Origin of the sequence: Variovorax sp. RCC_210 (assembly GCF_041355175.1) — a bacterium.
Classification (GTDB): domain Bacteria; phylum Pseudomonadota; class Gammaproteobacteria; order Burkholderiales; family Burkholderiaceae_C; genus Variovorax.
In genome coordinates, this window is sequence record NZ_JBFUPJ010000007.1 from 19,358 (window position 1) to 45,090 (window position 25,733).

Annotated in this window: 21 protein-coding genes; 13 read left to right on the forward strand and 8 right to left on the reverse strand. The window is 69.5% G+C overall.

Annotated features, from left to right (window positions below):
- Positions 1-127: 127 nt before the first annotated feature.
- The 4 genes from AB6807_RS19980 to AB6807_RS19995 all read right to left on the reverse strand — a co-directional run bounded on the left by AB6807_RS19980 (position 128) and on the right by AB6807_RS19995 (position 6,699).
- Complete coding sequence (locus tag AB6807_RS19980; protein ID WP_371085921.1) at positions 128-1,792, reverse strand: ABC transporter substrate-binding protein; 1,665 nt, start codon at positions 1,790-1,792, stop codon at positions 128-130.
- Positions 1,789-3,363, reverse strand: a complete 1,575-nt coding sequence (locus AB6807_RS19985) for an ABC transporter substrate-binding protein (protein WP_371086165.1) — start codon at positions 3,361-3,363, stop codon at positions 1,789-1,791. Before AB6807_RS19985 ends, AB6807_RS19980 begins: the two co-directional genes overlap by 4 nt.
- A gap of 92 nt (positions 3,364-3,455) precedes the next feature.
- A complete protein-coding gene (locus AB6807_RS19990; protein WP_371085922.1) occupies positions 3,456-5,009 on the reverse strand; it encodes an amidase in 1,554 nt (517 codons plus the stop codon).
- Positions 5,010-5,079: 70 nt separating this feature from the next.
- Positions 5,080-6,699: an ABC transporter substrate-binding protein gene (locus AB6807_RS19995; protein WP_371085923.1), complete on the reverse strand. Its 1,620-nt coding sequence runs from the start codon at positions 6,697-6,699 to the stop codon at positions 5,080-5,082.
- Positions 6,700-6,938: 239 nt separating this feature from the next.
- On the opposite strand from AB6807_RS19995, the gene AB6807_RS20000 reads away from it, so the two are divergent.
- The 12 genes from AB6807_RS20000 (at position 6,939) to AB6807_RS20055 (ending at position 20,953) form a co-directional block, all read left to right on the forward strand.
- A complete protein-coding gene (locus AB6807_RS20000) occupies positions 6,939-8,186 on the forward strand; it encodes an acyl-CoA dehydrogenase family protein (RefSeq protein WP_371085924.1) in 1,248 nt (415 codons plus the stop codon).
- 103 nt (positions 8,187-8,289) lie between these two features.
- Positions 8,290-9,474, forward strand: a complete 1,185-nt coding sequence (locus AB6807_RS20005) for an LLM class flavin-dependent oxidoreductase (RefSeq protein ID WP_371085925.1) — start codon at positions 8,290-8,292, stop codon at positions 9,472-9,474.
- A gap of 80 nt (positions 9,475-9,554) precedes the next feature.
- Complete coding sequence (locus AB6807_RS20010) at positions 9,555-10,580, forward strand: aldo/keto reductase (RefSeq protein WP_116913672.1); 1,026 nt, start codon at positions 9,555-9,557, stop codon at positions 10,578-10,580.
- Positions 10,577-11,842 carry an SfnB family sulfur acquisition oxidoreductase gene (locus tag AB6807_RS20015; protein ID WP_371085926.1) on the forward strand — a complete coding sequence of 422 codons (1,266 nt, stop codon included), beginning with the start codon at positions 10,577-10,579 and terminating at the stop codon, positions 11,840-11,842. Before AB6807_RS20010 ends, AB6807_RS20015 begins: the two co-directional genes overlap by 4 nt.
- Before the next feature lie 26 nt (positions 11,843-11,868).
- The gene (locus AB6807_RS20020) at positions 11,869-12,834 is read left to right on the forward strand and encodes an aliphatic sulfonate ABC transporter substrate-binding protein (RefSeq protein WP_371085927.1); all 966 of its coding nucleotides are present in this window, start codon (positions 11,869-11,871) and stop codon (positions 12,832-12,834) included.
- Positions 12,831-13,622 carry an ABC transporter permease gene (locus tag AB6807_RS20025; RefSeq protein WP_371085928.1) on the forward strand — a complete coding sequence of 264 codons (792 nt, stop codon included), beginning with the start codon at positions 12,831-12,833 and terminating at the stop codon, positions 13,620-13,622. The genes AB6807_RS20020 and AB6807_RS20025 overlap by 4 nt, the downstream gene beginning before the upstream one ends.
- Complete coding sequence (locus AB6807_RS20030; protein ID WP_371085929.1) at positions 13,619-14,398, forward strand: ABC transporter ATP-binding protein; 780 nt, start codon at positions 13,619-13,621, stop codon at positions 14,396-14,398. Before AB6807_RS20025 ends, AB6807_RS20030 begins: the two co-directional genes overlap by 4 nt.
- Positions 14,395-15,432, forward strand: a complete 1,038-nt coding sequence (locus tag AB6807_RS20035) for an LLM class flavin-dependent oxidoreductase (protein WP_371085930.1) — start codon at positions 14,395-14,397, stop codon at positions 15,430-15,432. The genes AB6807_RS20030 and AB6807_RS20035 overlap by 4 nt, the downstream gene beginning before the upstream one ends.
- 78 nt (positions 15,433-15,510) lie before the next feature.
- Positions 15,511-16,551: an ABC transporter substrate-binding protein gene (locus tag AB6807_RS20040; RefSeq protein ID WP_371085931.1), complete on the forward strand. Its 1,041-nt coding sequence runs from the start codon at positions 15,511-15,513 to the stop codon at positions 16,549-16,551.
- A 141-nt stretch (positions 16,552-16,692) separates the two neighbouring features.
- A complete protein-coding gene (locus AB6807_RS20045) occupies positions 16,693-17,496 on the forward strand; it encodes a MetQ/NlpA family ABC transporter substrate-binding protein (protein WP_286515631.1) in 804 nt (267 codons plus the stop codon).
- Between the two features lie 73 nt (positions 17,497-17,569).
- The gene (locus AB6807_RS20050; RefSeq protein WP_371085932.1) at positions 17,570-19,165 is read left to right on the forward strand and encodes an ABC transporter substrate-binding protein; all 1,596 of its coding nucleotides are present in this window, start codon (positions 17,570-17,572) and stop codon (positions 19,163-19,165) included.
- Between the two features lie 159 nt (positions 19,166-19,324).
- Positions 19,325-20,953 carry a thiamine pyrophosphate-binding protein gene (locus tag AB6807_RS20055; RefSeq protein WP_371085933.1) on the forward strand — a complete coding sequence of 543 codons (1,629 nt, stop codon included), beginning with the start codon at positions 19,325-19,327 and terminating at the stop codon, positions 20,951-20,953.
- Between the two features lie 16 nt (positions 20,954-20,969).
- Here AB6807_RS20055 and AB6807_RS20060 read toward each other — a convergent pair whose 3' ends face one another.
- From AB6807_RS20060 to AB6807_RS20075, 4 genes are all read right to left on the reverse strand, one after another.
- Positions 20,970-22,244 carry an acyl-CoA dehydrogenase family protein gene (locus AB6807_RS20060; protein WP_371085934.1) on the reverse strand — a complete coding sequence of 425 codons (1,275 nt, stop codon included), beginning with the start codon at positions 22,242-22,244 and terminating at the stop codon, positions 20,970-20,972.
- 29 nt (positions 22,245-22,273) lie between these two features.
- Positions 22,274-22,618 (reverse strand): DUF3088 domain-containing protein, encoded by a 345-nt coding sequence (locus AB6807_RS20065; protein WP_371085935.1) that lies wholly within the window; start codon positions 22,616-22,618, stop codon positions 22,274-22,276.
- Between the two features lie 31 nt (positions 22,619-22,649).
- Positions 22,650-23,852 carry an acyl-CoA dehydrogenase family protein gene (locus AB6807_RS20070; protein ID WP_371085936.1) on the reverse strand — a complete coding sequence of 401 codons (1,203 nt, stop codon included), beginning with the start codon at positions 23,850-23,852 and terminating at the stop codon, positions 22,650-22,652.
- Positions 23,853-23,977: 125 nt separating this feature from the next.
- Positions 23,978-25,021 carry an ABC transporter substrate-binding protein gene (locus tag AB6807_RS20075; RefSeq protein ID WP_371085937.1) on the reverse strand — a complete coding sequence of 348 codons (1,044 nt, stop codon included), beginning with the start codon at positions 25,019-25,021 and terminating at the stop codon, positions 23,978-23,980.
- 213 nt (positions 25,022-25,234) lie between these two features.
- Here AB6807_RS20075 and AB6807_RS20080 point away from each other — a divergent pair, with 213 nt between their 5' ends.
- On the forward strand, positions 25,235-25,681 hold the full coding sequence (locus tag AB6807_RS20080) for a GNAT family N-acetyltransferase (RefSeq protein ID WP_371085938.1): 447 nt from the start codon (positions 25,235-25,237) through the stop codon (positions 25,679-25,681).
- The last annotated feature ends 52 nt before the right edge of the window (positions 25,682-25,733 follow it).

A 25,733-nucleotide genomic window follows, 5' to 3' on the forward strand; every position in this document is an offset into this window, starting at 1 on the left:
GCTCCCTCTCCCCTCGGGGAGAGGGCTGGGGTGAGGGCCGGCGGCGATGGCAAGGGCATTGCGCGTGCAAAGGCCGCACCCTCACCCCAACCCTCTCCCCAAGGGGAGAGGGAGTAAGAGGGCGCGTTCACGCGCCTATCCACGCACCCGCCAGGTTCCCCGCAATCCCATCGGCGCTCACCGTATGCCCCCGCACGCGGCGGTCGGCAATCGTGTAGTTGTCCAGCGCCAGCAGCGTGATGTCCGGCAAGTCCCGCACGATGTGGCGCTGAAACTCCGCGAAGGCCGCGCTGCGCCGCCCCTCGTCGACCTCCACCGCGGCCGCTTCGAGCAGCCGGTCGACCTCGGGGTTGCTGTAGCCCGAGCCGTTCGAAAACGGCAGCCCCTTCTTGAAGTTCTTCGACCAGTACAGCCGCTGGATGCCGACGGTCGGGTCGAAGGTGTTGCTCATCACGCTCACATGCAGGTCGAACGCGCGATCGGCGTACACGCGGCGCACGTAGGTCGCGAAGTCCTGCGCGCCGATGGTCACCTCGATGCCGATGCGCCCCAGGCTCTGCTTCAGGTACTCGGCCGTGCGCTGGCCGCCCTCGTTGGGGATGGGCACCAGCGCCAGCTTCAGCCGCAGGTTGCCGCCCGCCTTGCCGCGCGTGAAACCCGCCGCGTCGAGCAACGCCTCGGCCTGCTTCACGTCGTGCGGCAGCACGGGCAGGTCGGGCACGTAGAACTTCTTCAGCGCCGGGTGCACCGGCCCCGGAATGAGCCTGCCTTGCCCGTACCACACCGTCTTCTGCACCACCTGCCGGTTGATGGCATGCGCAATGGCCTGGCGCACGCGCAGGTCCTGCAGCGCGGGGTTCTCCAGGTTGAACTCCACGCGCGAGACGTTGTTGATGTATTGGTAGCCGTTGGGCTCGAACACCAGGTTCGGCTTGGCGCGAAGCCGCTCCACATCGCCCAGCGGCACCGGCGTGCCGGGGCTCAGGTGCACCTCGCCCTTTTCGATGGCGGCGGCGCGCGCCGCCGCATCGGGAATGAAGCGCACGATGAGCCGGTCGACGTAGGGCTTGGGGTTGTCCCAGTACTCGGGGTTGCGCTCGTAGGTCACGTGGCTGCCGCGCACCCACTCCTTGAAGACGAAGGGGCCGGTGCCGATGGGCGCGTTGTTGTTCGGGTTGGCGTCGGCCTTGCCGCTCTCGTACAGGTGCTTGGGCACGATGGGCGACTCGGCCGCCGACAGCGCCGTGAGCAGGTAGGGCACGGGCTTGCTCAGCACCAGCACGGCGGTGTACGCGTCGGGCGTGCGCACCTCGGCCACGCTCGAAAAGGTGGCGCGCCCGCGCGGGTGGTACTGCTTGAGCAGGCCGATGGAATGCGCCACGTCGGCGGAAGTGAAGGGCTTGCCGTCGTGCCACTTCACACCGCGGCGCAATGCGAAGGTGTACTGCAGCCCGTCGCTGCTCACGCTCCATGCCGTGGCCAGTTGCGGCTGCGGCGACAGGTCGAAGTCGTAGGTCAGAAGGCCTTCGGTGGTCTTGGCCGAAATGAGCACCGACGCACCCGCCGAATGCGCGATGGTGGTGAGCGTGGGCGGCTCGGGGTCGATCAGCACGGTGAGCGTGCCGCCGCGCACCGGGGTGCCGGTGGTGGCACCAGCAGCTGGCGCCTGCGCCCACGAGGGCGCGAGGCCTGTCAGCCCCGTCAGCCCCGTCAGGCCCGTAAGGCCCGTCAGGCCGAGGCTGGCGCCGCCCTGCAGTAACCGGCGGCGGGGAAAGGCAGTGGGTGTCGTCATGTGCGGGTCTTGATATGGATGTCGGCGAAGTTGCCAGAGAGCCCTTCGGCGCCGACCGTGTGGCCGCCGATGCGCCGGTTGGCGACGGTGACCTGCGCCACCGCCACCAGGCCGATGGTCGGCAGCTCGGTGGCGATCACGCGCTGGAACTCGCTGAACAGCGCGCGCCGCTTCGCGGGGTCGTTCTCCACCGCCGCGGCTTCCAGCAGGCGGTCGACCGCGGGGTTGTCGTAGTGCGCGCCGTTCGAAAAGGGCACGCCGGGGCGAAAGTTCTTCGACCAGTAGAAGCGCTGGATGCCCACCGTGGGGTCGAACATCTGGCTCATGCCCTGGTTGTTGAAGTCGAAGTCGCGCTCGGTGTACACGCGCCTGATGTAGCTGCCGAACTCCTGCGTGCGCACCGTCACCTCGATGCCCACGCGCGCCAGCGCCTGGCGGATGTACTGGCCCACGCGGTTGCCGCCACCGTCGAACACGTCGTGGCTCACGCGAAAGCGAATGCCGTCGGCGCCGCGGGCAAAGCCCGCCTCGTCGAGCAGCGCCTCGGCGCGCTTGCGGTCGAAGCGCGGCACCGCCACCTTCGGGTCGTGAAAGTTCTTCAGCACCGGCGAGATGGGCCCCGGCGCGGCCACGCCGTAGCCGTACCACACGGTCTTCAGGATCACGTCACGGTCGATGGCGTGCGCCACGGCCTGGCGCACCTTCGCATGCCGGAAGTAGCGGTTGTCCAGGTTGAACTCGATGCGCGTGGTCGAGTTGTTGAAGTACTCGTTGCCGCGCGTGTCCAGCGCCAGGTGCGGCAGGTCCTTCAGGCGGTCCAGGTCGGGAATGGGCACGGGCGTGGCGCCCGCGAGGTCGACCGTGCCGCTTTCCAGCGCGGCCGCGGCGGCGGCCTGGTCGGGAATGAAGCGCACCACCAGCCGGTCGATGTAGGGCTTGCCCGTGTCCCAGTAGGTCGGGTTGCGCTCGTAGATCACGTGGCTGCCGCGCACCCACTCCTTGAACACGAAGGGGCCGGTGCCGACGGGCGCATTGTTGGCCGGGTGGCTGGCCAGGTCCTTCCCCTCGTACACGTGCCTGGGAACGATGGGCGACTCGGCTGCGGCCAATGCGGTCAGCAGGAAGGGCGCGGGCTTGCTCAGCACCAGCACGGCGGTGTGCGCGTCGGGCGTGCGCACCTCGGCCACGCTGGCGAAGGTGGCGCGCCCGCGCGGGTGCGAGGCCTTCAGCGACAGGATGGAGAAGGCCACGTCGGCCGACGTGAAGTCGCGCCCGTCGTGCCACTTCACGCCCTGGCGCAGGCGGAAGGTGTATTGCAGGCCGTCGGGCTGCACCTCCCACGCCACGGCGAGCTGCGGGCGCGGGCGCAGGTCGAAGTCGTAGCTCAGCAGCCCTTCCACCGCCTTGGGCGACACCAGGAAGGTGCCCGCGGCGGAGTTGACCAGGCCGACCAGCGTGGGCGGCTCCAGCGCGGTGAGCAGGGTGACGACGCTGCCGGGGGTGTACCGGGCAGGCGCTACGGATGCTGCGGACGCTGCGGGTGTGGTCGTCGCTGCAGTCGTTGCTGCCATGGCGGATGTCGCCACAGGCGCAACCAGCGGCAGCCCGAGGCCGCCGAGCAGGCGCCGGTGAAAGCGCCTTCGGCTGATGGGGAGCGTGGGCTTCATGCGGCCGGGGCCGACGCGTTCGCGGCGCCCGAAGCGTCCGCAGCATCCGCCGCGTACCCCGGCGGCGCGATGAAGCCGCCGTACACCTGCTCCAGCAGGTGCGCGAACGCGATGGTCGTGCGGTCTTCCAGGTACGGCCCCACGGCCTGCGCGCTCACCGGCAGGCCTTGTGCGTCGAGGCCGAGCGGGAAGCTGGTGGCAGGCAGGCCCGGCAGCACCGGCAGGCCGGCCCAATGGAACAGGTCCAGAAAGCGCACCTCGCGCGTGCCGCCTTCGAACTCGACCGGGTACGTGCGCGCGTCTTTGGGCTCGCTGTGGTTGTGGCGAAAGGCGGGCAGCGGCGCAACGGGTGTCACCACCACGTCGTAGGCCTCGAAAAGCCGCTCCCACTGGTGGCGCAGCACGTGGCGCGCCTCGTTGTCGCGCAGCCATTCGGCGTGGCGCAACGTGGGCGCGCGCAGCCAGGCGGCGTCGGCGCTGTTGTCCTCGGGCGAAAGCGCGTCGAGCCGTTTCTGCGCGGCCTCGCTCAGCGCGGGCGGCGTGGCCAGCGACGAGCCCAGCAGGCTGCGGTACACGCGGTGCTGCAGCGCCAGGTCGGGCAGCAGGCCGGCCGGCACGTCGGCCACGCGGCTCACCTGCACGCCCTGCGTGCGCAGGCGTTCCACCACGCGCTCGACCACCTGTTGCTCGTGCAGGCTGCGTTCGGTGCCGGGCCATTGGTCGATCACCAGCACCCGAAAGCCTTGCAGCGTCGCGTGTCGCGCGGGCGGCAGCGTGGCCTTCCAGGCCTTGGCGGCCAGCGGCTCGCGGTTCAGCAGCAGGTCGAGCGCCAGTTCCAGGTCGGCGGCGGTGCGCGCCAGCGGGCCGGCCACCGTCAGGTCGCGGTCGGCCACGCGGCCCGAAGGCACGCCGGTGCCGCCGAGCGCGACCAGCCCGGCGGTCGGCTTGTGGCCGTACACGCCATTGAAGTGCGCCGGAATGCGAATGGAGCCGCCGATGTCGGTGCCCAGCTCCAGCGCCACGTAGCCGGCGGCCAGCGCGGCGGCCGAGCCGCCCGACGAGCCGCCCGGCGTGCGCGCCAGGTCCCAGGGGTTGTTGCTCGTGCCGTAGATCGCGTTGTAGCTCTGCAGGTCGGCCAGCGCCAGCGGCACGTTGCTCTTGCCGACGATCACCGCGCCGGCCTCGCGCAGCGCGGCCACGGCGCGTGCGTCGGTGGCGGCCACGTTGTCGGCATAGGCGGGGTTGCCGCTGCTGGTGACGAAGCCGGCCACGTCGAACGATTCCTTCACCGTGATCGGCACGCCCAGCAGCGGCCGGCGCTCACCGCGCGCCAGGGCCGCATCGGCCTCGCGCGCCACGGCGCGGGCGGCCTCGTCGTTGCGCACCACGACCGCGTTGAGTTCGTTGTCGAACCGGTCGATGCGCGCCAGCACGTGTTCGAGCAGGGCGACGGCCGACACGCGGCCATCGGCCAGCGCCTGGGCCTGCGCGCGGGCGCTGGCGAAGGTCAGCGAATCGAGATCGGAGTGGTGGATGTCTTGCGTAGTCATGTCGATGTCCTTCGGGTGTGTTCTTCTGGGTTGTTCTTCAAGCGTGTTCCGCCGGCCCTGGCCTTGGCGTTTACTTGCGCGGCTCGACCCAGGTGTCGGCCAGGTCGCCGGCCATCAGGTCGATGCTGTTGTTCAGGTTGTGCACGCGCGCGCTGTACACCTGGATGAGCGGCACGCTCACCAGCGGCAGCACGGGCAGCTCGCGCCCGACGATCTGCTGCACCTGCTTGAACTGCGCGGCGCGCTTGCCGGCGTCGACCTCCACCGCCGCCTGCCGGAACAGCTCGTCGACCTGCGGGTTGTCGTAGTGCGCGCCGTTGATCCAGATGAGCGGGTTGCGCACGCCGTCGCCCCAGTAGATGCGCTGCACGCCCACCGTCGGGTCGAACAGGCGGCCCAGGCCGTTGATGTTGATGTCGAAGTCGCGCGTGGTGTACACGCGCTTCAGAAAGGTGGGCAGGTCGCCATCGACCACCTCGACCTTGATGCCCACGCGGCCCAGCGCCGAGCGCAGGTAGTCGGTGGTGCGCTTGAACTCCGCGCCGGGGATGTAGCTCACCCGCAGCGAAAAGCGCTGGCCGTTGGCCTGCTTGGGTTGGCCCGCCTCGTCGAGCAGGCGGTTGGCCGCGGCCACGTCGAAGGGGTAGCGGAAGGTGCTGTCGTCGTAGTAGTCGGCCAGCACGCGCGGCACCGGCGAGTTCACCACCTCCACGCGCTTGTAGTAGATGGTGTTGCGAATGAAGTTGCGGTCGATGGCCTGCGCAATGGCGTGGCGCACCTTCACGTTGGCCAGCACCGGGTTCTCCAGGTTGAACTCCAGGAACGAGGCGTTGTTCAGGAAGCCGTCGTAGGTGTCGTCGATCTTCAGCTTGGGGTTGGCGGCCAGGCGGTCGAGGTCGGCCAGGCCCACGCCCTGCGCCACGTCGACTTCGCCGGTTTCCACCGCGGTGGAGATGGCGGCCGGGTCGCGCACGAACTTGACGATCACGCGGTCGAGGTGCGGGTAGCCCTTGCGCCAGTAGTTCGGGTTCTTGCGCAGCACCAGGTGGCTGCCGCGCACCCATTGCTCGAACACGAAGGGACCGGTGCCCACGGGCGCGGTGATGTTCGAGTTGCCCAGCGGCTCGCCGTCGCTGTAGCGGTGCGCCGGCACGATGGGCAGCTCCGCCGACGACAGCGACTTCAGCAGGAAGGGCGCCGGCTTCGACAGCACGATGACGGCGGTGAGCGGGTCGGGCGTGTCCACGCGCTCCACGTTGGCCAGCGTGATGCGCCCGCGCGGGCCCTGCTTTTTCTGCGTGAGCACCGAGTAGCGCACGTCTTCCGACGTGAGGTCGTGGCCGTCGTGGAACTTGACGCCGGGGCGCAGCTTGAAGCTGTACTTCAGCCCGTCGGCGCTCACCTGCCATTCGGTGGCCAGCAGCGGCTGCGGCGTGAACTTGGCGTCGTAGCGCAGCAGGCCTTCGGTGACCTTGGCGCTCACGTTGCGGTTGTCGGTCTTGGTGTCGAGGAAGGACACGAGCGAGGTCGGTTCCTGCGACACCGCATAGGTCAGCGTGCCGCCTTCGACGGGCTTCTGCGAAGGGGCTTGTGCCGACGCGGTGAAGGGCAGCGCGGCCAGCGCGAGGTGAACCAGCCGCCGGTCGAAATGGAGTTTCTTGAGCAGTGAAGGCAGGAGAAGGGAGAGCATGAATTGAAGCGCCGTACCGGCAATGGAGTTCGATGAAAGTCCAGCCGATGGTCTTGGAAATTGGCGCGCGCACTTAGCATTTTTTCGATCTTCGAAATTCAGTCCGAAGGCAGCGCCAATACGGCGCCAATACGGCGCGGCCGCAATCGGCGAAACGAGAAATCCGAATTTGGTTATGCGAAAGCCGAACGGCGCGCGAGCCTATATTCGCGGCCCTCTGCTTCGTTTCAGGAATCGCGATGAACGCCGTCCTCCAGCCCGCAACGCATACCGCGCAGGCACCGGAACTCCACACGCTGCTGGCCCGCTTGCCCGCGCTGGCGGCATCGATGGCCGAAGGCGCCGCCCAGCGCGAGCGCGACCGCACGTTGCCCTTCGAGGCCTTCGCGCAGTTCAAGGCCTCGGGGCTCGGCACGCTGCGCGTGCCGCCGGAGCGTGGCGGCCCGGGCGGCACCATCGAAGACCTCGTGCAGGTGGTGGCCACGCTGGCCGCGGCCGACTCCAACGTGGCGCATGCGCTGCGCACGCACTACAACGCCATCGAGCTCTGGACCACCGCGCCGCCCGATGCGAACAGCGACCGGCAGCTGGGTCGCGTGCTGCAAGGCGCGCTCTTCGGCGGCGCCTTCACCGAACTGGGCACGCCGCGCTCGGGCACCGTCACCACCGCGCTCGAACGCCGGGGCGACCAGCGCGTGCTCAACGGCAGCAAGTACTACGCCACGGGCACCGCCTTCGCCGATTTCGCGAGCATCGCGGTGCACGACGAAGAAGGGCGCGACGCCACCGTCATCGTGCCCACCGACCGCGAGGGCCTGCATGTGAAAGACGATTGGGACGGCATGGGCCAGCGCCTGACGGCCAGCGGCAGCCTGGTGTTTGACAACCTGCGGGTGCACGACGACGAGGTGGTGCACCCCCGGCAACGCAGCCTGCAGCGCCGGCATGCGTCGTCGTTGCGCCAGCTCTACCTGGTGGCGGTGGCCGGCGGCATCGTGCGCAACGTGTTCAGCGATGCGCTGCACTACGTGCGCCACCACGCGCGCCCCGCGGCGCACAGCCCTGCGGCTTCGGCGCCGCAAGACCATTTCACGCAGTGGGTGGTGGGCGACCTGGCCACGCACACCCATGCGGTGGACGCGCTGATCGCGGACAACGCACGCCGGCTCGACCGCACGGCCGAGGCGCTGCGGCGCGGAGGCGATGGCGATGATGACGACCACGGCGCCGCGCAGCTCGTGCTCGACGGCGCGCTCGCCACCGCCAAGACGCAGCTCGCGGTGAGCCGTATCGCGCTGCAGGCGGCCGAGCGGCTGTTCGACGCGGGCGGTGCTTCGGCGACGTCGCGGCAGCACAACTTCGACCGGCACTGGCGCAACCTGCGCACCCTCTTCAACCACAACCCGCTGCAGCAGAAGGCGCGCGTTGTGGGCGACTACCACCTCAACGGCACGACCGCGCACCTGGAAGAAGGCAAGGTGTTCTGAACTGGCCTTGCATTGCACGCTGGTGAATTTCGATATGCGAATTCCGGGCGTGCCAATTGCGCGGCGCTTGTCCAGAATTGTTGAACCCCAGAGGTAATTCCCCATGCCCATTTCCAACCGGCCCGGCGCCATTGCCGGGTGGGAGCGCTTTGTCGCGCCTACCGAATTCAGCGAGAGCCCCATTTCGCAGGCCTTTCGCCAGCCCGTGCTGCTGGGCCTGTTCCTCCCGATACAGGCGGGCGGCTGGAGCGCATCGACCCTGCCGCGCAGCACCGACTGGCGCTACGACTACAACAAGAACCTGGTGCTGAAGGCCGAGTCGCTGGGCTTCGACCTGGTGTTCGCGCTGTCGCAGTGGCTGCCCAAGGGCGGCTACGGCGGCGTGTTCGACGGCAACGCGCTCGACTCGTTCATGACCACGGCGGCGCTCACCGCGGTCACGAGCCGCATCATGCTCATCTCGACCATCCATGTGCTGTACGGGCCGCTGCATCCGCTGCACCTGGCCAAGTACGCGGCCACGCTCGACCACATCTCGGGCGGGCGCTGGGGCATCAACGTGGTCACCGGGCACCGCGCGGTGGAGCACGAGATGTTCGGCTCGCACCGCATCGAGCACGACCGGCGCTACGAGCTGGCGGCCGAGTTCCTGGAGGCCGTGCAGCGGCTGTGGGCCGACACCGAGAACTGGTCGTTCCAGGGCGAGTCGCCGTGGAAGCTCGACGGCGCCTTCGTCACGCCCAAGCCGAATTTCGGCCGGCCGGTGCTGGTGAACGCCACGGGCTCCGACGCCGGCATTGCCTTCGCGGGCCGCTACTCTGACATCGTCTTCATCACCAGCCCGAGCGGCTCGGCCTTCGCAAGCGCCATCGAGGCACTGCCGGCGCACACCGCGCGCGTGAAGCAGGCCGCGCGCGACGTGGGTCGCGAGGTGCGCACGCTGCTCAACCCCATGGTCATCAGCCGCGAGACCGAGCGCGAGACCTGGGACTACCACGATGCCATCGTCGCCCATGCCGACGCCGACCCCAAGACCAGCTTCAACCGCTTCGACAGCGACGCCCACGCCTGGCGCGGCCGCGTGGGCAACGACGCGGCCAAGCGCCGCGCCATCGGCGGAAACATCGAGGTCATCGGCACGCCCGAGCAGGTGGTGGAGCAGTTCGTGCAGCTCAAGCGCGCGGGTGTCGACGGGCTGCAGCTGAGCTTCTACGACTTCAAGCCCGACCTCGAGTTTTTCGGCGACCGCATCCTGCCGCTCATGAAGCAGGCGGGGTTGCGGCTGTAGCCGCGCTTTCTTCCCTTTTGCGTTCTTCGCGCACACCCGACACCTCAAGCCTTACAGAGAGTTTCTTTTCAATGAGCACCATCGACTACCGTCCCCTCGGCCGCAGCGGCATCCTCGTGTCGCCGCTGACGCTGGGCACCATGATGTTCGGCAACCAGACCGACCGCGCCACCGCGCAGCGCATCACCGAGCGGGCCTTCGAGCAGGGCATCAACTTCATCGACACCGCCAACGCCTACAACAAGGGCGAGTCGGAAACCGTGGTCGGCCAGCTGGTGGCGGCGCAGCGCCACCGCTGGGTGGTGGCCACCAAGTTCGCCAACGCCGACCCCGACATCGCCGGCCCGAACAACAAGAGCACCGGCCGCCACGGCATCGTGCAGTCGGTGGAGGCCAGCCTGCGGCGCCTGGGCACCGACCACATCGACCTGCTGTACCTGCATCGCGAAGACCGCGCCACGCCGGTGGCCGAGACGGTGCGCGCGCTGGGCGACCTGATTCGCGCGGGCAAGCTGCGCAGCTACGGGCTGTCGAACCACACGGCCTGGAAGATTGCCGAGTTCTCCCGCACGGCCGATGCGCTGAACGTCGACCGTCCCGTGGCGAGCCAGCCGCTGTACAACCTGGCCAACCGCCAGATCGAGGCCGAGCACCTGCCCGCCGCCGAGTACTACGGCCTGGGCGTGGTGTCTTACAGCCCGCTGGCGCGCGGCGTGCTCACCGCCAAATACCAGCCCGGCGAGGCGCCGCCGCCCGGCACGCGCGCCGGCCGCGACGACAAGCGCATCCTGCAGACCGAGTGGCGTCCCGAGTCGCTGGAGATCGCGCAGCGCGTGAAGCAGCACGTGGAAGGCCGCGGCATCACGCCGGGGCAGTTCGCGCTGGCCTGGGTGCTGAACAACAAGCTGGTCACCTCGGCCATCGCCGGGCCGCGCACGCTGGAGCAGTGGGAAGACTACGTGCCCGCGCTGCAATACCGCTTCACCGAGGAAGACGAGGCGCTGGTCGATGGGCTGGTGACCACCGGGCATTCGTCGCGCCCGGGCTTCAACGACCCGAGCCATCCGTTTTTCGGGCGCGTGCCGCGGCATCGCCCGGCGGCATGAGCGCCGTGCTGGCCTCCGTGAGCAAGCGCCACGCTGAACACGGCACCGCGCCCGGTGAGCGCACGGCGCGCGCCGTTGCACCAGCGCAGCTGCTGCGCAACGACGCCGAAGTGCTTGACGCGGCGCGACGCATCGCCGGCCTCATCGCCGAGGGCGCGGCGGCGCGGGACCGCGAGCGCATCCTGCCCGAGCGGGAGCTCGACCTGGTCTCCGGCGCCGGACTCTGGGCCATGAACGTGCCGCGCGCCCGCGGCGGCGCGGGCGTGTCGTACGCGACCGTGGCGCAGGTGTTCGCCTTGCTGTCGGCGGCGGACGCGTCGATCGGCCAGATCCAGCAGAACCACAACAGCGCGGTGTTCTGGCTGTCGAGCATCGGCACGGCGGCGCAGAAAGACTTCTTCCTGGGCGAGATCCTGCGTGGATGCCGCTTCGGCAATGCCAATGTCGACGCGGCCACCGTGCCCGGGGTTCAAGGCGCGCAGCCCACCGTCATCGCGCGCACGGCCCATGGCTACGTGCTGAGCGGCGAAAAGATCTACGCGACCGGCGCGCTCTTCGCGCACTACGTGACCGTCATCGGCCAGAACGAGGCGGGCGAGAAAACCGTCGCCATCATTCCGGCTGGCACGCCGGGCCTCACCATCGAGGACGACTGGCAGAGCTTCGGCCAGCGCACCACCGCCAGCGGCCGCGTGCGGCTCGACCGCGTCGAGCTGCCAGCGCTGTGCGTGCTGCCCATCCACCGCGCCTACAGCGAGCAGTCGATGGGCGCGGTGTCGCAGCTGAGCCATGTGGGCATCGACCTGGGCATCGCGCAGGCCGCCCTCGACGACACGGTGCGCTTCTTGCGCGGCCACGCGTCCATCAGCCAGCCCGAGGGCGCGCCGCGCGCGGTGACCGACCCGCTGGTCATCGCGCAGGTCGGCGAGATACAGACCCGGCTGCACGCCGCCGAGGCCATGACGCTGCGCGCGGGCCTCGCGGTCGATGCGGCCATCGCCGTGCCCGACAAAGCCCGCCGCGCCGCCGCTTCGCTCGCGGTGGCCGAGGCCAAGTGGCTCACGTCGGACATTGCGCTGCACGCGTCGAGCAAGCTCTTCGAGCTGTGCGGCACGCGCTCGGCGCAGCACCCGCACGCGTTCGACCGCCACTGGCGCAACGCCCGCGTGCACACGCTGCACGACCCGGTGCGCCACAAGCTCAGCGTGGTGGGCGAGCACCTGCTCAACGGCATCGGGCCCGAGAGCGCCGGCGCGCTCTGACCTCTTTCAAAAACCATCGGTTCGCCATGATTTCCAGACGACATTTCGCCATCGCGGCCAGTGTGGCCGGCGCCGCCGCCGGCCTTTCCCCCCGCGCGTGGAGCGCCAGCGGCCTGAAGGGCAACACGCTGACGCTGGGCTACCAGAAGACCGGCATCCCGCTGGTGGCGCGGCAGTTGAAGGTGTTCGAGAAGCGCTTCGAGCCGCTGGGCATCCGCATCGAATGGGCCGAGTTCACCTCGGGGCTGAACCTGCTGCAGGCGATGGACACGGGCGACGTGGCCTTCGGCAATGCCGGGAACGTGGGCTGCATCTTTCTGCAGGCCTCGGGCGGGCGCGTGGCCTACGTGGCGGCGCAGCCGTCGACGCCGCGCTCCGAAGGCATCCTGGTGAAAGAGGGCTCGCCCATTCGCACCATCGCCGACCTGCAGGGCCGGCGCGTCGGCTACGCCAAGGGATCGAGCTCGCACAACCTGGTGGCCGCCGCGCTGGAGAGCCAGGGCCTGGACATCAAGGCCGTGACCAGCATCGGCCTGGGCGCGGCCGACGCGGGCTTTGCCTTCGACGCCGGCGAAATCGACGCCTGGGCCATCTGGGACCCGTACTTCACCATGGCCCAGCGGCGCGGCAAGACGCGCGTGGTTGCGTACCAGGGCGATGTGCTGAAAGACAGCGCCAGCTTTCTGCTGGCCAACACCGAGTTCGCCAAGGCCTGGCCCGCGCATGTGCGGGCGCTGGTCGAAGGTTCGGCAGAGGCCGGCGCCTGGGCCCGTCGCAACCTGGGCGAGGTGTCGAAGTCGCTCTCGGCGGCCACCGGCATGCCGCTGGACGTGGTGAGCGAGGTGAACGCCAATGCCGGCTTCGACGTGGTGCCGCTCGCGCCGGCCATCCTCGATTCGCAGCAGCGCACGGCCGACCGGTTGTTCAAGCTGGGCGTGCTGCCCAAGGCGGTGGATGTGCGCGCTGCCGTGTGGTCGGGCGCGGCGGCGTGAACTTTGCCGTGAACCGCACCGTGACCCGCGCCGCAAGCATCGGCCGCCGCCTGCTGGTGCTGGCCATGCTGGTGGTCGCGTGGCAGTGCGCCTCGTGGTTCGGCTGGGTCAACGTGCAGACGCTGGCATCGCCGCTGGAGGTGTGGAGCGCGGGCGCCAAGCTGTGGCATTCGGGCGAGCTGGTGCCCAGCATCTTCATTTCGCTGCGCCGCGTGAGCATCGGGCTGCTGATCGGCGTAAGCATCGGCGCGGCGCTGGGGCTGGTCGCCGGGCTGTCGCGCATCGGCGAGGAAATCGTGGACGCGCCGCTGCAGATGCTGCGCGCGCTGCCGTTCCTGGGCCTGCTGCCGCTGCTCATCGTGTGGCTGGGCATCGGCGAGGGCATCAAGGTGGGGCTGGTGGTGATCGGGGTGATCTTTCCGATCTACCTCAACCTGCACAAAGGCATTCGCGCGGTCGATCCGCGCTTTGCCGAGCTGACGCAGGTCTGCGGCGTGGGGCGCTGGGGCCTCATTCGCTGGGTGGTGCTGCCGGGCGCGTGGCCTTCGTTCCTGGTGGGCTTGCGCTTTGCGCTGGGCATCGCGTGGCTGTCGCTGGTGGTCACCGAGGCGGTGAACGCCGACGCGGGCATCGGCTACCTTATCCAGCAGGGCCAGCAGTTTCTGCAGACCGACGTGATCCTGCTCGGCCTGGTCATCTACGGCCTGCTCGGGCTGCTGCTCGAGGGGCTGGTGCGGGCCATCGAGTGGCGCACGCTGGACTGGCGCAAGGACTTCGCTTCCGCATGAACGCACGCATTCCCTTCATTCAACCCGTGGCTGCCCATGTCGGCGCGCCGGCACCCGCCGTCGAGGTGCACGGCCTGGGCCGCGCCTTCGACGGCCGCGCGGTGCTGCGCGGCATCGACCTGGCCATCGCGCCCGGCGAGTTCCTGGCCATCGTGGGCAAGAGCGGCTGCGGCAAGAGCACGCTGCTGCGCGCCATCGGCGGGCTGGACCGCGGCTTCACCGGCACGCTGCGGGTCGACGGCGTGGTGGCCTTCGGCTTCCAGGATGCGCGGCTGCTGCCGTGGGCGCGCGTGTGGCAGAACGTGGTGTTCGGGCTGCGCGGCCCGCGCGACGTGCTGCGCGCCAAGGCGCTGGAGGCGCTGGCCGCGGTCGATCTCGCGGCGCGTGCCGACGCCTGGCCGCGCACGCTGTCGGGCGGGGAGGCGCAGCGCGCGGCGCTGGCGCGCTCGCTCATTCGCGCGCCTTCGGTGCTGCTGCTCGACGAACCCTTCGGCGCGCTCGACGCGCTCACCCGGCTTCGCATGCACGCGCTGGTCAACGGGCTGTGGCGCGACAAGGGCTTTGCGGTGGTGCTGGTCACGCACGACGTGGAAGAGGCCGTGCTGCTGGCCGACCGCGTGGCCGACCTGTTTCGCGTCGAGCTGCCGCGCCCGCGCTCGCGCACCGACGAACGCTTCGAGGCCGCGCGGCTTCGCATCCTGGACGGCCTGGGCGTGCTCGCACTCGACGCGAGCCTCAGCGCCCACGAGGAACCCCATTCGGAACTTCATTCATGACCCACCCCCTTCGATTCGGTGTCTGGGCGCCCGTGTATGGCGCCTGGGGCAGTTTTCAGCACCCCGGCGATCCGCCCGATGCCGGCTACCGCCGCAGCCGCGACCTGGTGGTGCGCGCCGAGGCGCTGGGCTTCGACTCGGTGCTGCTGGCGCAGCACATCGTCAACCCCTCGTTCAAGGACGAGGCCGTGCTGGAGACATTGACCGCCGCCGCCGGCATCGCCGAGGCCACCGAGCGCATCGAGATCATCGCGGCCATCAAGCCGCTGCTGTTCCACCCGGGCGTGCTGGCCAAGATGTCGCTGGGCATCGACGACATCAGCGGCGGCCGGCTGGCCATCAACCTGGTGAGCGCGTGGTTCCGCCCGGAGATGGGCCGGCTGGGCATCGACATGCCGGCACACGACGCGCGCTACGCCTATTCGGCCGAGTGGCTGGACGTGGTCACGCGGCTGTGGTCGGGCGAGGTGGTGAGCCACCGGGGCGCGCACTTCAGCATCGACGAACTGCGGCTGGCGCCGCGCCCGCGCAAGGGCGCCCGCCCGACGGTGTACCTGGGCGGCGAGTCGGAGGCGGCGAGGCAGTTGGCGGCTGGCGCGGCCGACGTGCTCTTCATCAACGGCCGGCCGCTGGCGGACACCGCCGCGTTCATCGACGACATGCGCGCTCGCCCGCGCCAGGGCGCCGCGCTGCGCTTCGGGCTCTCGGCCTTCGTGATCGCGCGAGACACCGAGGCGGAGGCGCTGGCAGAGTACGAGCGGCTGCAGGCGCTGTCCGACCTGGACGACCGCTCGGCCATCCTGCGCGGGGTCGATCCCGAGGTCGCGATGTTCAAGGTGGGCGCGGGCCAGAAGAAGGTCGGCACCAACGGCGGCACGCTGGCCGGGCTCATCGGCAGCTACGCGCAGGTGGCCCGGAAGATCGAGGCCTTTGCCGAGGCCGGGGTCGAGCTTTTCATGCTGCAGTTCCAGCCGCTCGAAGCGGAGCTGGAGCGCTTCGCGCGGCACGTGCGGCCACTGGTCGCGCGCCGCTGATCGCGCGCCGCTGGTCGCGCGCCGCTGGTCGCACCCCGCTGATTTCCTGATTTCTTTCAAACCGCTGGAGCCACCCTGATGACCTCGTTCGACACGCCGCTGCGCCGCGGCGCGTACCTGCTTTTTTCGCTCGTCTTCGCCTGCGGGCTTGCCGCCTGCGGCAAGGAGACTGCCGCGCCTGCTGCTGTTGCTGCCGGTGCCCCGGCCGGCAAGCTCGACCCCGCCAACCCGGTCACGCTGGTGGTCGGCGTGCCGCGCAACTTCGGCTACCTGAGCACGCTGTGGGCGCGCGACGCGCAAACGCCGGGCGTGAAGATCGAATACAAGTACTTTCCCAACTTCGTCGACATGCTCACCGCCTTCAACGCCGGGCAGGTCGACATCACCGAGATCGGCGACGTGGGCGCGGCCCAGTCGTTCGCGGCCAGCAAGGGCAACGTGCGCGTCATCGCGGTCACGCAGCCCAACGCGGGCAACACCGGCCTGCTGGTCGCTAAAGACAGTCCGTACCAGAAGTTCGAAGACCTGAAGGGCAAGCAGCTGCTGTTCCTGAAGTCGACCAACACCTACCTGGGCGTGAAGCACAAGATCGCGGACGCGGGCCTGCAGGAGCCGGACTTCAAGTTCGTCGAGCTGGCCGGCCCCGCCGCCGTGAAGGCGTTCCAGACCGGCCAGGTCGAGGGCTACCTCACCATCGACCCCAACATGGCGGACGTGGTCGAGAAGACCGGCGCACGGCTCATCTCCGACGGGCGCGACCAGCGCATCCAGAACCTGTACCCCTACGTGACGCAGAAAAAGGTGGTCGAGCAGAAGAGCGCCGCGCTCGCCGCCTTCGTGCACGTGCTGGCCGACACCATCGCGTGGGCGCAGGCCAACCCCGACGAGCAGGCGCGCATCGTGGCGCCCAAGATCCAGTTCAGCGAGTCGGCCATCAAGACCACCTTCGGGCGCGGCGCCAAGGCGCTGCAGCCCATCGACGCGCGCTTTCTTGCCGAGCAGCAGGCCAACTTCGACGAACTGCTGGCCGCGGGCGTGCTGAAGGAGGCGGTGCAGGCGAAGGATCTGTACCTGGCCGATTTCAACGGCAGCATCAAGCCGTCAGCGGACCCGCGCTGAAGCGCAAGAAACGCAATGAGCGTGCGGTAGCACACGCCCTTGCTCCGTAAACGAATAAGCAACCGCCGATTCATTGCTTGGGCGCGGCGCACTGCGCCACTAACCTGCGCGGTGTCAAACAACACCGAGGGAACCCAAGCCATGTCGATCTCGTTTCAACGCGCACTGTCCGTGATGGTGCTCTCTGTTGCCGGCCTCGCCGCGTCTGCCCACGCACAGGAGGCCCTGCGCGTGGCCGCCTCGCCCGTGCCGCACGCGGAGATCCTGGAGTTCATTCGCCCGCAGCTCAAGGCGCAGGGCGTGGACCTGGAAGTGAAGGTCTTCAACGACTACGTGCAGCCCAACCTCGCTGTGAGCGACAAGCAGCTGGACGCCAACTTCTTCCAGAACCGGCCGTACCTCGACTCCTTCAACAAGGACCGCAAGACCGACATCGTCGAGGTGCCGCACAGCGACGTGCACATCGAGCCCTTCGGCGCCTACTCGCAGAAGATCAGGAAGACCTCCGAGCTGCGCGACGGCGCCGTCATCGCGATTCCGAGCGACCCGTCGAACTCGGGCCGCGCGCTGTCGCTGCTGGCCAGGCAGGGGCTCATCAAGCTGAAGGACGCGTCGAACATCAAGTCGACCGCGCGCGACATCGTTTCCAACCCCAAGAAGCTGGTGATCCGCGAGCTTGAGTCGGCCCAGCTGCCGCGCGCGCTGCCCGACGTGGACCTGGCGCTCATCAACACCAACTACGCGCTCGAAGCCAAGCTCGACCCGGCCAAGGACGCGCTGTTCATCGAAAGCGGCCAGAACTCGCCCTACGCCAATTTCATCGCGGCGCGCAAGGACAACGTGAACTCCCCGGCGGTGAAGAAGCTGGTGGCGGCCCTGCACACGCCGGAGGTGCGCAAGTTCATCGAGGGCAAATACAAGGGCGCGGTGATTCCGGCGTTCTGAGCAGCCGCGATTGCCTGACCTCACACAACGGTCACAACGGTCACAACGTCAACAACGACAGACAAGAACTGAAATGAAACAATGGACAGCGGCGCGCACCTTCGCGCGCCAGGCGGCGGTGGCCGCCATCGCGGTGTTCGCCGCATGGAGCGTGGCCGCGCAGCCGCGCGCGGGCGGCACGTTGACCTGGCTGGTCAACCCGGTGCCGGCGTCGATCGTGCCGCTGACCACCACGGCCGGCGGCAACGCCGAGATCGGCCCGAAGATCGTCGAGGGGCTGCTCACCTACGACTACGACCTGAAGCCCAGGCCGCTGCTGGCCACCGCCTGGTCGCAGAGCAAGGACGGCCTGCAATACACCTTCGAGCTGCGCAAGGGCGTGAAGTGGCATGACGGACGCGACTTCACCTCGGCCGACGTCGCCTTCTCCATCCTCACGCTCAAGCAGGTGCACCCGCGCGGGCGCGGCACCTTCGCCAACGTGGTGGACGTGAAGACGCCCGACGCGCACACGGCCGTCATCGTGCTGAGCAAGCCGTCGCCCTTTCTTCTGACGGCGCTGGCGGCCACTGAATCGCCCATCGTGCCCAGGCACCTGTACGAGGGCACCGACATCGCGTCGAACAAGTACAACAGCGCGCCCGTGGGTACGGGCCCGTTCGTGTTCAAGGAGTGGGTGCAGGGCAGCCACATCATCCTGGAGCGCAACCCGAACTACTGGGACAAGCCCAAGCCCTACCTCGACCGGGTGGTGGTGCGCTTCGTGCTCGACTCGGCCGCGCGCGCCGCCGCGCTGGAGTCGGGCGCGGCCGACCTGGCCAATGGCACGGGCGGCATCCCGCTGTCGGACGTGGAGCGCTTCGGCAAGCTGCCGGGCGTGCAGATCGATGCGCGCATTTCGCCGTACCTGGGCAGCCACCAGCAGATCTATTTCAACCTGGACACGCCCGCGCTGCAGAAGATCGAGGTGCGCCGCGCCATTGCGCAGGCCATCGACGTGAACGCCTTCGCCAAGACCGTGTGGTACGGCTACGGCACGCTGTCGGCGTCGCCCATCGGCAAGGGCATCAGCCGTTATCACGACGCGAGCATCCAGCCGTACCCGTTCAACCCGAAGGAGGCCGAGGCCGCGCTGGACGCGGCGGGCTTCAAGCGCCCCGCCGCGGGCGGCACGCGGCTGAAGCTGCGCGTGCTCTACAACCCGTTCCAGGAGCGGCGCGCGGCCGACTTCGTGCGGCAGTCGCTCGGGCGCATCGGCATCGACGCGGTGGTGGAAAGCTACGACTTCGCCACCTACGTGACCAAGGCCTACACCGACCGCGCCTTCGACATTACGCTGGAGAGCCTGACCAACCTGTTCGACCCCACGGTGGGCGTGCAGCGCGTGTTCTGGTCGAAGAACTTCAAGGTGGGGCTGCCGTTTTCGAACGCGGCGCACTACGTGAACCCCGAGGTCGACCGCCTGCTGGAAGCCGCTGCGGTGGAGGTGGACGAGGGCAAGCGCCGGCAGCTGTTCGTCGACTTCCAGAACATCGTGCACCGCGACATTCCTTCCATCGAGCTCGGCGCCAACCCGGCGATCACGGTGGCGGCGAAGAAGGTGCGCGACTACGCGCCGACGGGCGAGCACATTCGCGGGAGTTTCGCGGACCTGTACTTCGCGCCTTGAAGGCGGTGTGCGGTCGAGGGGCCGCGCTGTTCGAACAGGGGGGCGGGAGCCGTAGGGCCGCTGGGCCGCGTGATGCACGCGCACACCGAAGTGCTGCATGATCGCCGGCGAGCTTTTCTCCCCCCAGATTCTTCGTCCTGCGCCAGGACCCGCGAACCCATGACCCATCCTTCGAGCCAACGAGGCGCCGACGCGCTCATCCAGTCCCTGCGGGCCGCCGGCGTGCGGCGCATCTTCACGCTGTCGGGCAACCACATCATGCCGGTGTTCGATGCCGCCTACGGCAGCGGCATCGAGCTGGTCCACACCCGCCACGAGGCCAGCGCGGTGCACATGGCCGACGCGTGGTCGCGCATCACCGGGCAGGTCGGCATTGCGCTGGTGACCGGCGGGCCGGGCCATGCGAACGCGGTGGCGGCGCTGTACACCGCGCAGATGGCGGAGGCGCCCATCGTGCTGCTGTCGGGGCACGCGCCCAACGACCAGATCGGGCAGGGCGCCTTCCAGGAGATGCGCCAGGCCGAGATGGCCGCGCCGGTCTGCAAGGCCGCCTGGGTGTGCGCGCATGCGGACGACGTGGCCGCCGATGTGGCCAGGGCCATTCGCCTGGCCCTGTCCGGCCGGCCCGGGCCGGTGCACCTGAGCTTGCCGACCGATGTGCTCGAGGCCGCCACCTCGGCGGGCGTGCCGGAAGCCGGCGCGTTTTCTGCGGAGCCCGTGCCACTCGACGCGGCCGTCGCGGCAGACCTGGTGCAGCGCCTTGCGCAAGCGAAGCACCCCATGGTGCTGGTCGGCCCGGCCTGCATGACCCACGCCGCCCGCGCCCTGACCGACGCGCTCGAACAGGCGACCGGCGTGCCGGTGATCGGCATGGAAAGCCCGCGCGGTGTCGGCGATGCGAGCCTGGGCGCGTTCGCGCAGTTGCTCGCGCGCGTCGACTGTCTCGTGCTGGTGGGCAAGCGGCTGGACTTCACGCTGAAGTTCGGCACGGCCTTTCCCGCGGCAGCGCAGGTCCACCAGGTCGATGCGGAGGCCGCGGAGATCGAACGCAGCCGCCGCGCGCTTGGTGAGCGGCTGCAGGTCACGGCGCAGGCCGATGCATGGTCGGCGCTGCGGGCGCTGACTCAAGAGGCGCAAGCGCACCAACCCTCAGCTTCCGATTGGTTGACTGAAGCGCGCAGCGCCATCGACTACCGCCCCGCCGCATGGGACAACGCCACGTCACTACTGCCAGGCCGCCTGCACCCCGTCCAGATGCTGCGCCCCCTGCAGGCCGTGCTCGACAGCCACCCCGAATCCGTGCTGGTCTGCGATGGCGGCGAGATCGGCCAGTGGGCCATGGCCTGCCTGCGCGCTCCGCACCGCGTGAACAACGGCGTGGCCGGCGCCATCGGCGCGGGCCTGCCCTATGCGCTGGCGGCGCGCTTCGCCCGGCCCGAGGCACCCGTGGTCGCGGTGATGGGCGACGGCACGGTGGGCTTTCACATCGCAGAGTTCGACACGGCCGTGCGCCACGGCCTGCACTTCGTGGTGGTGGTGGGCAACGACGCGCGCTGGAACGCCGAGTACCAGATCCAGCTGCGCGACTACGGCGTCGAGCGCCTCGTCGGCTGCGAGCTGCGGCCCCTGCGCTACGACACCGTCGCGCAGGCCTTCGGCGCGCACGGCGAAGGCGTGACGGACGCCGCCGCGCTGCCACAGGCGGTGCAGCGGGCGCTGGCCAACGGGCTGCCGGCCTGCGTGAACGTGATGATCGAAGGGGTGCCCGCGCCGCTGATCAAGCGCTGATCGGCATCCCCGCTCGTCACTGGAAGGTGCCGGGCTCCGGCACGGTGTCGCTCACGAACCAGCGCCCGACGTTGCGCGTCTTGTACTCGGCCGGGTTGTGCAGCGTGTGGATGCGCGCGTTGCGCCAGAAGCGGTCGAGGCCTTCGGGCCGCACGGCGGAGCGGGCGCCCATCACCTCGAAGATCTCGCTGGTCACTTCCAGCGCGACCTGGCCGGCCAGCACGTTCGCCGCCGCGATGGCCACCGCGGCCTCGCCGCGCTGCGCGTGCGTCAGCGCCTCGCCCTGCGCGGCCACATGGTCGAGCGCCGCGAGCGCGCGGTCGGCCAGCGCGGTGGCGGCCCGTGTCTTCACGTAGAGCTCGCCGTACTGGCGCTGCACCCACGGGTCGTCGGTGTGGCGCGCCACGCCCGAATGCACCCAGGGGCGCGACTTGTGCAGCGTGTACGCGCGCGCGGCGCGAAGCGCGCCCTGCGCGGTGCCGACGAACACGTTGAGCAGCACGCTTTGCTGCTGCAGCGGCGTCACGGTGCGCCAGGCTTCCGCCGGCGCGCCAGCCGGGTTGAGCGGCGCGGGCGCGCCCAGCACTTCGCCTTGATGCACGCGCACGCCGTGGTAGCTGACGCGGCCGCTGCCGGTCTGGCGCTGGCCGATGCCGTTCCAGTCGTCTTCCACCACGATGCCTTCGCGGTCTGAAGGAAGGGCGGCGAAGCGGCGCTCGCCGGTCTGCGGGTCTTCCCAAGCCACCGACAAAAAGTCGGCCACGTGCGAGCCCGAGGTGAAGGGCCGGTAGCCGTCGAGCACGAACCACTCGCCCTCCTGCCGGCCGAACAGGCTCCTGGAGAAGCTGTTGGCAGTGTTGCCCCAGAACCAGTTGCCTTGCACCGAGCGGCGCCAGAGCTCGGCGGTTTTCCCGGGCTCCTTGCGCAGGCGGGGGCTCAGCAGGCTGCTGTGGTGGTAGCCGAACAGGTGGCCCAGCGAGCCGTCGACCTGCGAGAAGGTGCGCGTGATGCGCAGGGCCGTGGACCAGGGCTCGCCCTGGCCGCCGTGCTCGCGCGGCAGCAGCAGGTGGAGCAGGTCGTTTTCCTTCAGCAGCTGGATCTGCGCCAGCGGCTTGCCGCCCGCGCGGTCGCGCTCGATGGCGTCGCGCTCGAAGATGTCGCGCAGCGCCACCGCGCGGGCCAGGTAGGGGTTGGCGGTGTCGGGCTCGAACAGGGCGGGTGCGTCGGCGGCGGCAGGGTGCAGGTACGCGACGGCGGCGTTCGAGGTGCTGGGGGCAAGGGATGCGGACATGGGCGGCAGGTGGGGTGTGCGTCGGGGCGTCAGTGGACCTTGGGGAAACCGTGGCGCTCCGCCAGCAGTTCCAGGATGCGGCGCGTGTCGGTCACGAAGCGCTTGTCGCCCAGCACGAGCGCATCCGCGGGCGCGGGTTGCTCGTCGCCGAGGATCAGCGCGGGCAGGCCCTGGTGCGCCTCGTCGAGCGCGGCGATCACCTCGGCGCGCGGGCGCGTGAAGGGCTGGTGCGACACGTCGAGCCGCGCGCGCAGTTCGGGCGCCGCGGCCAGCAGCCCTTCGACGGGCAGGCAGTGCGGGCAGACGAAGTGCTCGCCCGGCTGTTTCGGGTCTTCGAAACCGGGGGCAAGCAGAAGGAGGCGGTCGCGGCTCATGGCGGGTCTTTCAGATGCAAAAAATGGAGGCTCAGCGGTAGATCGCCGGCTCGGGGTGCGCGCCCGTCAGCAGCCAGGTGCCGACCAGGCGCTTCTTGTATTCGGCGGGGTTGTGCAGCGTGTGCGTGCGCGTGTTGCGCCAGAAGCGGTCGAAGCCGTTGGCCGTGGTGGCCGATCGCGCGCCCATCACCTCGAAGATGTCGCTGGACACGGCCAGCCCCGTTTCTCCGGCGTAGAGGTTGGCCGTGGCGACGGCGATGGCGGCCTTGCCGCGCTCGGCCTCGCCCAGTGCGCGGCCGTGGGCATAGGCCGCGTCCAGTGCCGTTGCCGCGTCTTCGGCCAACTCGGTGGCGGCCAGCGTCTTGATGGCGAGCTCGCCGTACTTGCGCTGCACCCACGGGTCGTCGGTGTGCTTGTCCACGCCCGAATGCACCCAGGGGCGCGACGTGGTGTTGGTGTAGTCGCGCGCCTCTTCGAGCGCGCCCTGGGCACTGCCCAGGAACACGTTGAGCAGCACGCTCTGCTGCAGCAGGGTGGTGAGCGAGGCGAAGGGCGTCAGCGGCTCGCCGGGCTGGCCGAGCAGTTCGTCGTCGCGCACGCGCACGCCCTGGAAGCGCACGGTGCCGCTGCCCGTCTGGCGCTGGCCGATGCCGTCCCAGTCGTCTTCGATCACGATGCCCTCGCGGTCTTGCGGCACCACGGCGGACAGGCGCTGGCCCAGGGGGTTCTCCCACGAGACCAGCAGCCGGTCGGCCACGTGCGAGCCCGAGGAGAAGGGGCGGAAGCCGTCGATGACCCAGGCTTCGCCACCGCCTGCGCCGTCATCGCTCTCGCGTCGGGCACTGGAGGTCGGCGACATCGCATTGCCCGAGTTGCCCCACAGCCACTGGCCCTCGGCCGAGGCACGCAGCAGGCTGTCGCGCTGGGCCGGCGTGGCCCGTGCGTTGACTGCATGCAGCGGCAGGTGGTGGTAGCCGAACAGATGGGCCAGCGAGCCGTCGGTCTTCGCGAATTCACGCACCACGCGCAGCACCGTGCGCCACGAGGCGCCCGCGCCGCCGAACTCTGCGGGAATGGCCGCCGCGAGCAGGCCGCTTTCGCGCAGCAGGCGCACCTGTTCCAGCGGACGGCCGCCAGCCTCGTCGCGCGCCACCGCATCGGTGTGGAAGAGCTTGCGCAGCGCCGCCGCGCGTTCGACCCAGGGGTCGGAGGAGTCGTGTTCGAAGACGGGCATCGGTGCTTTCCGGGTGCTTTCAGGAAGATGAATTCATCGTAGGCCGCACCCGATGCACACGCCAACGCGAAATTCGCGCATCGATATTCGGCCGCGGCCTGCGGCGAGTTCGCTTCGCAGGGGCCTCAGGCCAGCACGTCGACCGTCAGGAATTTCGCGAAGCGCGCCGGGTCGGTGGTCTTCTTCAGCACGCCCACCTGCTTGAGGTCGACCGCGTAGCTCTCGATCTCCTTTGTGAGGTCGAAGCGCTTCGTGTGGTGCTGGTAGCCGATGGTCGCCAGGATGGCGCCCAGCTCGTCCTGCGCCACCTTGGGAAACAGCTTGCTCACCGCGCGGCCGGCCTCGTTCGGGTTGTCGGAGATGAAGAGCGCCGCCTGGTGCAGCGCGCGCACCACGCCCGCCACCTGCTTCGGGTTGCGCTTCACCAGCTCGCCGCGGGCCGCGACGATGCAGCACAGCCGGTCCTTGAAGTCGCCCTTCAGGATGTTGGCGATCTCGGTGTACGCGCCGGGGTTGCGCTTTTCCACCAGGTAGAGGTTGGGGTCGGAGTCGGCGATGACGTCGATCTCGCCCTTCTTCACCGCCACGTCGAGCTGGTCGGCGGGGTACACGCGCCACTGCACGTCCTGCTCGGGGTTGACGCCGCGCCGCGCCAGCGCGGTCGAGAAGAACTGGCGCCCGTAGCCCGCGGGGCTGGCCACGCCGATGGTCTTGCCCTTCACGGCCTCGATGCTCGCGATGCCCGAGCCCTTCGGCGCGAGCACGCGAATGCAGCCCGCGTGCGCCGTGCCGACCACCTTCACGTCGAAGCCGGCCTCCAGCGGCTTGAGCCATGCGTGGATCAGCCCCAGCGAGATGTCGGCCTTGCCGGTGGCGATGGATTCGAGCACCTGGTCGGTGGCGCCCGCGAAGTTGATGATGTTCACCTTCACGTTGTTCTTCTCGAAGTAGCCCAGCTCGTTGGCCACCACGATGGGGCTCAGGCACAGGCCGGTGCCGGTCCACGAGAGCGTGAGCGGCTTGTCGTCGCCGTCCGCGCTCCAGGCGCGCTGGCCGAGCAGGCCGAGGCCGGCGGCGCCCAGCGTGGCGGCGGCGCCGCGCACGAGGGTGCGGCGGGTCGGCAGACGTGAGGATGGGGAGGGCGATGCGGGGTGCGGTGAACGGCTCATCGAAAAGGCTCCTTGTGAAGACGTGGACGAAACGGTGGGAACGCGGGAGCTGCGAACGTATCGGCGCGCGCATCGCGCGGTCAACGCATAAAAGCGCATGACCAAACGCGTCGCGCCGCATTCGGAAAATTCGGCATACCCCTGGTCAAGACGCAGAGCCGCGCGAAGCCTTGGCCGCATGAAAATGCGCGCATGCAAAACGACACGACCCCCATGACGCCCCCCGCCCATTCGACCGTGCTCACCGACACCCCCGAAGACGCCGCGCGCGCGGCCATCGTTCGCGGGCTGCTCGCCTACAACCACGGCAAGACCGGCATCTCGGACCACCGGCCGCTCGCCGTGCTGGTCCACGACGAAGGCGGTGCCGTCATCGGCGGCCTGTGGGGCCGCACGGCCTACGGCTGGCTCTTCACCGAACTGCTCTTCGTGCCCGACAGCCTGCGCGGCACCGGCCTGGGCCGCTCGCTGCTGCTGCAGGCCGAAGCCGAGGCGGCGGCGCGCGGCTGCCACGGGGCGTGGCTGGACACCTTCGCCTTCCAGGCGCGGCCGTTCTACGAACGCCTGGGCTACGAATGCTTCGGCGAGATCGGCGACTACCCGCGCGGCTCGTCGCGCTTCTTCATGAAGAAGGCGCTGTCGCCGGCCAGCGTCGGCTGAACCGCTGGCGGGGTCGTCGTGCATGCCGGCTTCAACGATTTCCGCATCAGCA

Bases quoted from the DNA above. Each gene is read 5' to 3' on its own strand.
- AB6807_RS20050 (WP_371085932.1), top strand. From the start codon at position 17,570: ATGAAACAATGGACAGCGGCGCGCACCTTCGCGCGCCAGGCGGCGGTG.
- AB6807_RS20075 (WP_371085937.1), bottom strand. From the start codon at position 25,021: ATGAGCCGTTCACCGCACCCCGCATCGCCCTCCCCATCCTCACGTCTG.
- AB6807_RS19980 (WP_371085921.1), bottom strand. From the start codon at position 1,792: ATGACGACACCCACTGCCTTTCCCCGCCGCCGGTTACTGCAGGGCGGC.
- AB6807_RS20070 (WP_371085936.1), bottom strand. From the start codon at position 23,852: ATGCCCGTCTTCGAACACGACTCCTCCGACCCCTGGGTCGAACGCGCG.
- AB6807_RS20015 (WP_371085926.1), top strand. From the start codon at position 10,577: ATGAGCGCCGTGCTGGCCTCCGTGAGCAAGCGCCACGCTGAACACGGC.
- AB6807_RS20040 (WP_371085931.1), top strand. From the start codon at position 15,511: ATGACCTCGTTCGACACGCCGCTGCGCCGCGGCGCGTACCTGCTTTTT.
- AB6807_RS20065 (WP_371085935.1), bottom strand. From the start codon at position 22,618: ATGAGCCGCGACCGCCTCCTTCTGCTTGCCCCCGGTTTCGAAGACCCG.
- AB6807_RS20080 (WP_371085938.1), top strand. From the start codon at position 25,235: ATGACGCCCCCCGCCCATTCGACCGTGCTCACCGACACCCCCGAAGAC.
- AB6807_RS20000 (WP_371085924.1), top strand. From the start codon at position 6,939: ATGAACGCCGTCCTCCAGCCCGCAACGCATACCGCGCAGGCACCGGAA.
- AB6807_RS20020 (WP_371085927.1), top strand. From the start codon at position 11,869: ATGATTTCCAGACGACATTTCGCCATCGCGGCCAGTGTGGCCGGCGCC.
- AB6807_RS20055 (WP_371085933.1), top strand. From the start codon at position 19,325: ATGACCCATCCTTCGAGCCAACGAGGCGCCGACGCGCTCATCCAGTCC.
- AB6807_RS19995 (WP_371085923.1), bottom strand. From the start codon at position 6,699: ATGCTCTCCCTTCTCCTGCCTTCACTGCTCAAGAAACTCCATTTCGAC.
- AB6807_RS20060 (WP_371085934.1), bottom strand. From the start codon at position 22,244: ATGTCCGCATCCCTTGCCCCCAGCACCTCGAACGCCGCCGTCGCGTAC.
- AB6807_RS20030 (WP_371085929.1), top strand. From the start codon at position 13,619: ATGAACGCACGCATTCCCTTCATTCAACCCGTGGCTGCCCATGTCGGC.
- AB6807_RS20045 (WP_286515631.1), top strand. From the start codon at position 16,693: ATGTCGATCTCGTTTCAACGCGCACTGTCCGTGATGGTGCTCTCTGTT.
- AB6807_RS19985 (WP_371086165.1), bottom strand. From the start codon at position 3,363: ATGGCAGCAACGACTGCAGCGACGACCACACCCGCAGCGTCCGCAGCA.
- AB6807_RS19990 (WP_371085922.1), bottom strand. From the start codon at position 5,009: ATGACTACGCAAGACATCCACCACTCCGATCTCGATTCGCTGACCTTC.
- AB6807_RS20005 (WP_371085925.1), top strand. From the start codon at position 8,290: ATGCCCATTTCCAACCGGCCCGGCGCCATTGCCGGGTGGGAGCGCTTT.
- AB6807_RS20035 (WP_371085930.1), top strand. From the start codon at position 14,395: ATGACCCACCCCCTTCGATTCGGTGTCTGGGCGCCCGTGTATGGCGCC.